Annotated in this window: 1 protein-coding gene; it reads left to right on the top strand. The window is 40.8% G+C overall.

What is annotated here, in order from left to right; all coding sequences use genetic code 11:
• Window positions 1–451: 451 nt before the first annotated feature.
• Window positions 452–7237, top strand: coding sequence for a DUF5776 domain-containing protein (locus tag FD688_RS04315; protein ID WP_412174676.1), 6786 nt, complete (start codon window positions 452–454; stop codon window positions 7235–7237).
• Window positions 7238–7262: the final 25 nt, after the last annotated feature.

The raw sequence follows: 7262 nt of genomic DNA, 5'->3' as shown, positions 1-7262 counted from the left end.
TCAACAAGGTGCTAGCGATGCTTTCAACAACAAAGCAAACCAATCAGCTAACATCAGTGGAGTAGGTGCAAGTTACTACCAAGCTGCCTACGATGGTGCTAAGCAAGCAATGAATTCCTACAACGCCCTAACTAATGGTAAGGGTACAGGAACTCAAGACTACAACTACTATGGAAACACTGTTATAAGACAAGATGGTTTCACTAGTGATAACAAGAATGCCCAAACCGGTGCAAACGGTAACGGTAACAAGACTGCTACACAAGGTGACAACGGTAATGCTAATGGTTCAACCAACGGTACTACTACAACATCAAGTTCAAACAGCCAAAGCTCAAGTAGTCAAACTGATGGTACTCCATTGAACTACGGTTCAACAGATGATACCAACCAAGGTGGGGCAAACGACCCAGCCTCTGCTTCAACTTCAGTTTCAAATTATGAAACTCAAATGAACAACAAACTAAACACTGCTACTAACACTTCTGTTAAGAATCTAACAGATGGTAAAGCAATTAACCTTCCAACTGCTAACACTGACGCTATCGTTCAAGAAAAGAACAAGTATAACGGTGTTGCAGGTTTAACTGCTGCTTACGCACAAGGTGTTACTTATGCCTTAACTCAACAAGGTTTAACTGATGCCGAAACTGGTAAATGGCAAGGTGTAACTGCTACTTCAAACGGTCAAACTGTCGACTTCTACCTAGACGGTAAGAAGACAGCTGATGCTTCTGATGCCTATGATTCAGCTTATCGTGGTGCTAGAAATGCTATGAATGCATTCTTCACTAAGAATAGCTACAACGGTAACACATCAGTTGCTCAAAGTAGCACTTCAAACGCTGCCTACGATGCTGGTTTTAATGACGTTGTAAACCAAGCTGCTCAAGGTATTGTATACGTTCAAAACGGTCAACAATGGTCATCAATTATTAGTGGTTCAACTACACCTGGTGGTGGTAACGTAGCTACTGGTATTAACACTATTAAGTTATCTAATGACATTGATTTGACTGGCGCAACTAATGGTGAATCTGATCCATCTATTAACGTTAGCTATCCATCACTTACTATTGATGGTCAAAACCATATGATGGACTACCACGGTATTAACTACACTATTAACCGCCCAGGTAATGGTAGTTTAGACTTATACGTTCAAAACTTCCAAACTATCTATGGTGCTAACTACTTTGGTCCATACCGTGCTGAATCAGGAGCTTCTATTCATTTCAGTAACTTAAACTACGTTGGCCCCCAACTATTAAGTTCAACTTCAAATGATGCATACTTCTCAGGTAACGTTAACGTGGTTGTTCCAACAACTTCAGACGCCACATACACTTCACCATTCCAAAGCAAGGTCACAATTGAAGGTAATGGTAACCAAGAAAACCTAGAAGTTAATAACTTTATCTTACAACCTAACTCTCACTACTTCGGTAGCACATCACCAGTTAACGGTGGTACTAACGTTGTCGTTTCAGGTAACATGACTTTAGGTGAAAACTCAAAGATGACTTTGATTCCTCGTGGTGGTAACGCTAATGCAGCAACTATCGCTGATGGTTCTGTGTGGGGTGTTTTCTTGAAGTCAAGTGGAGCTTCACTAAACATCAACAAGAACGCTACATTGAACATTATTCCTCAACTTTACAGCAAGCAAAGTAACATCTTTGGTGGAGCTGTTTATGCAGGTAATCAAGTAAATGTTAATATTAATGGTGGTACTCTAAACTACGAAGGTTACAAGGGAATTTCAGGTTACTACAACGAACCAGTTGATTTACAAGGATCAAGCCAAACTCAAATCAACGTTACTAATGGTGGTATCCTACAAGTATTGATGGATAGTATTCCTGATGTAACAACTTATAATTCATACAATAGTCAACACCAAGCCGTTTATGGTGGTTTAATTAATAACCTAAGTCAAGGAAGCATCAACATTGCTTCTCGTGGTAACTTGAATGTTGGAGTTACAAACTCTGATTCAACTTACAACGTTCCTTACTATGGACCTATCACCATTAACTCCGTTGGTGCTAACCACGTAATTTTCCAAAAATCAGGTGCAGTTAAGCAATTCCAAACTAATACTGGAGCTTCAACCACTGGTACTGGTGGAAACATTTCTGCTAACACTGTTGGTGTTATCCAAGGTGGACACCTACAATACCTATACAGCTTTAATGTTCCTTCCGGATCAAACACATACACTGGTATTGATCTAAACGGAAACAAGGTAAGTGGTACCATCCAAGGTAACAAGCTTGAAATTATGGATATTCCAGCTGTTCAATTTGTTGGTCCTATCAGCAAGCAAAAGAACGATGATGGAACTACCACAGTTAAAGCTTATGCTAGAATTTCAAACTTCAACCAAATTGAAGACTTGAAACAACAAAACCACCTAAGCGATGTTCCTTTATATGTTGGTATTGCATCTGGTGCAACTCCACAATCTGGAACTGTAACTTATAACTCATTAACACAAGCCACAGGTGATAATGTGTCTGATAGTGTATCAAAAGTAGATACTGCTAAATACACTAAAGCAATCACTATTCCTGATAACTACAACGGTGGAATTATTCCAATCAGCTATGACATTCCAGCTGGTCAAGATACTACTAACGTAGGTGTTAAGTTACGTTACGTTATCAATAGTGTTGATTCATTATTAGGACCAAACGTTTCTTCTAATGGTGATTACGCTACAAGCATCGAAAGTTTTAACCCAGATGCTAACGGTAACCTAACTCAAGGTGCAAGTGTTACTGTTGGTAATGGTAGTACTTCTACTATTCAACAAGCTCAAAATGATGCCTTGACTGATATGGTTAACGGTAACAATAACATGAGAGCAAGCCGTGATTTCACAACCCAAACAAGTCCTGATTACTCAGCTGCTTACAACAATGTCCAAGCTGGTTACCAAGCTTTCCAAGCTAACCCTAACCAAGACATTACTAAGTCTGACGCATACAAGAACTCAGACAACCCAACAGCTCTACAACAAGGTTTTGATCAAGCTGCTTATATGGCTGGTGTTACTGATGCTCAACAAAACAAGAGCAACTCAACTAACCCTCAATACCTTGCTGGTCAACAAGCATACCAAGATGCATATAACAAGGCTATTAAGGATATCGCTGCTGGAAAGAACCCTGCAGAGGTAATTAGTCATGCTAAGGCAAATGCTCAAAGCAACCCATTCACTAACAATGCTGTTGTAATGGCTCAAATCGATAACTGGCAAGGTGTTGCTAACTTCATCAAGGATGAACAAGCTGGTACTATCAGTACTACAAGTGACGCATACAAGAAGTTATCTGCTGGTCAACAAGCCGCATACAACGATGCTAAGACGGGTTATGAAAACGCATTGAAGGTTGGTCCAAACCAAGCTAACCCTGATAACAATGCTAACAAGTCAGAATCATCAGTATTCGACTATGCACAATCAATCATCAATGGTGGTTACAGTGAAGCTAGACCAACTCAAACTGCAGATCACATGACTAACCTAGATACTGCTCAATCAGCTTACGATTTAACTCAACAAGCTATCAGTGCTGCCAGAACTCATGGTAAAGATAGTGACGAAGCTAAGCAAACTGATCCTTCTAAGTTAGATGGTGAAAAGAGCACAGATGTTACTGCATACCAATACATCAAGTATGGTGCTTACACTGCATTGAAGGGACTATCTTCAGATGGTCTAAACCAAATGGAATTAGTTGGTTACAAGGCTATTAATGAAGCTGGTCCTAGAGCTTACAACAAGGGTGTTAGCCAATTGACTTCTGGTCAAAAGACTGCTGATGCCAGTGCTGAAGGTTCACAAGACCTTAAGGATGAATTAAACAATGGTTTCAAGGATGCACAAACTGGTTACAACGCTGCCATGAACGGTGAAACTGCTGCTCCTAAGAATGCCGATGGTTCAGATAACAAAGGTATGGACTCAGGTTACAACTATGGTAAGTCATTAATCGATGGTGCTTCAGCAGCTACTAGACCAACTGTTGCTACTGGTAACGATGATCTATCTACTGAACAAAAAGCTTATGACGATGCTCAAAAGGCTAAAGCACAAGCTAAGGCAGACCTTGCAAATGGTGTTCAAAACCCAACTGCTGACCCTAAGGGCAACAATGCAAACAACGCAGATGTTTATACAGCTGCTTACAATGCTGCATTGAAGGCTAACTCAAAGGACAACGCTGGTAAGAACGCTCATGATGCAGGTGTTGCTGACAACGATGGTGTTGGTAAAGCTGTTTACAACCAAATGCAAGACTCAGCACAAGGTGCTAAGGACTTTGTTGATGGTAAGGCTAACCAACAACCAAACAACCCAGCCTACACAGATGCTTACAACGATGCTGAGAAAGGTTTAAATGCCTACTTAGCAGACCCAACTAATACTAGCGATACAACTGATAACCCAGCATACAACAAGGGTGTTGACGCGGCTAAGGGTATTGAAGCAAGTGTTAAGAATGCTGAAAACAACACAAATGACGACAGTGACGCCGGTAAGGGTGCTGCTGATGCTATCAAGGCTGTTAAGGATGCAATTGCTAATGGTCAAGATGAATCAAAATTACCAGATAACGATGATTCAGATAAGCCAGCTGCTTACAAGCAAGCATACAATGCTGCATTAAAATCAGCTAAGGATGCTGCTGAACTAGGTAAGCAATCAGTTGTAAACCCAGATAGCAAGAACACTGTTGCTCCAAGTCAACCAGCTCTAGCTGATGTATACAAGGCTGCTGCCGACAATACTCAAAAGGGTTACGACGAAGGATTAACTAACGGTAACGTTGCTGATCCAAACAGTGACACTGAAAAGGCTGGTTACACTAAGGGACAAGCTGACAGACCTGCTTACTTAGCTGGTATCAAGGCTTACAACGATGCATCTGACAAGAACAATGTTCCTGCTGCTCCTTCAAACTTCGATGATGGTCAAAAGGCTGTTTACAACGAAGCTGTTAAGGCGCTACAAGATGCTGGTAAGGGAACAACCGATGCTACAGATGTTTCACCTGTATACAAGGCTGTTAACTCACAAGAACTTGGTCACCAAGCTGGATTAGCTGCTGCTAAGGCTGCTGATGCAAATGGTGAAGATCCAACAGCTAACCTTGATCAAAAAGCTCAAGAAGCTGCTGACAAGTCAACTGCTCCTGACAAGCAAGCATTTATCAATGCTTACAAGAATGTGATGAGTGGTTACACTGCAGCTAAGAACAACGATAACAATGCTCAAGCAAATGGCAATGATCCAATTGATCAAAAGGCATTTGATGATGGTAAGGCTGAATACCAAGCATACGCTGACGCTGCTAAGAAGAACTTAGAAGCTGGTGCTGAAGCATTGTTAAACGACAATAAATCAAACTCAGCTGATCATGCTAACGATGTTAAGAAGGCAAACCCTTCAACTAAGGATGATAAACAATTCAACCAAGGTGTTGACGATGCTAAACAAGCATTACTAGATGCTCAATCAAATGACCCATCTAAGGATGCTAAGTACGCTGGTACTAATGCTGATACTCTTGCTGGTGATGTATACCGTGGTACAAAGGATGCATACAACGCCGTTAAGAATGGTACTACTCCATTAAATGACGACCAACTAGCTAAGGAAGACCCAGTATATGCTGCCGCATACAAGAGTGCTCTACCAGTTGCCCAAGACGCTGCTGCTAAGGGTGCTAACGATGGACGCGACAACGCTGCTGACAACTCAGATAGCCAAGCCAATCCATTAGCTAAGGCCGTATACCAAAGTGCTAGAAATGATGAAGAAACTGCCTTCAAGAACAAGTTAGATGGTGTTGCTGACACTACTAACACTCCTGCTGCACAAGAAGGAACTCAAAAGGGTAGCCAATTCGCACAAGCACTTAAAGACGTTGCAAATGGTAAGCCAGATGCATCAAACAATGACGCAAGCTACAAGTACGGTGTAACTACTGCTGAAACTGCTATTGCAAACGCAACTAACGATGGTAAAGCTGGTAAGAAGCTTCCTGCTGACCTAAACAGCATTGAAGTTCCTGCTGGTGTTGATCCTGTTGCTTACAGAGAAGTTTACGCTGGTGTCCTAAGTGGATTTACAGACGGTGCTGCTCAAAAGCCAAGCAACTCTAACTCAACTAAGCCATACTACAATGATGCTTACGCTATCGGTTACAAGACTGGTAAGGATTCAGCTCAAAAACCTACAAGCGCTCCACAAGACTTCTTGAACAACAAGAAGGCTACTCCTAAGAACGCTGAAGAAGCTAAGGCTTACGCAGAACAATACAAGGAAGCTCAAGATGGTTTCGAAGCTGGTATGAGTGGTAAGAAGGCTAACTCATCAAGTCAATACTACCTAGCAAGTTACCAAGCTGCTAAGGATGGTTTAGCTGGTATCAAGTTAGCTAAGAAGGGTGACAGCAAAGCTTCCCGTGAACTACTTAAGAGTAAGCCAGCTGAATTTGCTCAAGGTTACAAGGGTTACCTAAAGGGTATCTCTGCAGCTAAGAGAACACTTAAGAATAATAAGAAACTTTCAAAGAAGGACTTATTAGGTAAGGATAAAGTTTATGTTTATGCATTCAAGGAAGCATACAAACATGAAGCTGCTATCCAAAGTGCTCAAGGTCGCAAAGCTGGAATTAGAAGTGCTAACAAGCATCACTCAATTCCAAGTAACTTGTACAATGCTCATTCTGCTAGTTATGCTAAAGCATATGTAAAGGCATTTAAGCATGAAATGAAGATTCACATGCCAAGATACATTTACAACACTGGTACTATCTACACTCACAAGGGTGTATTCTTCAGCAAGCGTTCAAGAATTAAGAAGTTCAAGTACTCAAGAAGATACAACTCAACTGTATTTAGAGTTGTTGGAGTATCTTACTACAAGAACCGTGTTCCTAGATATCATCTAAGCAACGGTGCTTATGTAACTACTACTTCTCTAGTTAAGAATGCTTACTACAGAAAACAATTTAAGAAGTTCCGCGTAATCAAACCTACTGGAACATTGATCCACAGAGGCAAGACATTTACTAAGAAGAATTCTGTAAGAAGACTTCACAGAAATGAAATTGTTAATGTTAAGAAAGTGGTTAAATTCTACGGAATTACCCGTCTATACATTGGTAAGGGTGAATACGTAACTTCAAACAAGACATTCGTTAAGGCTATTATTAAGTAGCATTAACAAAAAAAGATGTTGGAAT

The sequence above is a fragment of the Apilactobacillus kunkeei genome, assembly GCF_005930975.1.
Taxonomy (GTDB): domain Bacteria; phylum Bacillota; class Bacilli; order Lactobacillales; family Lactobacillaceae; genus Apilactobacillus; species Apilactobacillus kunkeei_E.
The sequence above is the reverse complement of the archived record's forward strand: the minus strand, read 5'-3'. Positions and strand labels throughout refer to the sequence as shown.

Coding starts and splice junctions, on each gene's coding strand:
- FD688_RS04315 (WP_412174676.1), top strand. CDS start 452: ATGAACAACAAACTAAACACTGCTACTAACACTTCTGTTAAGAATCTA.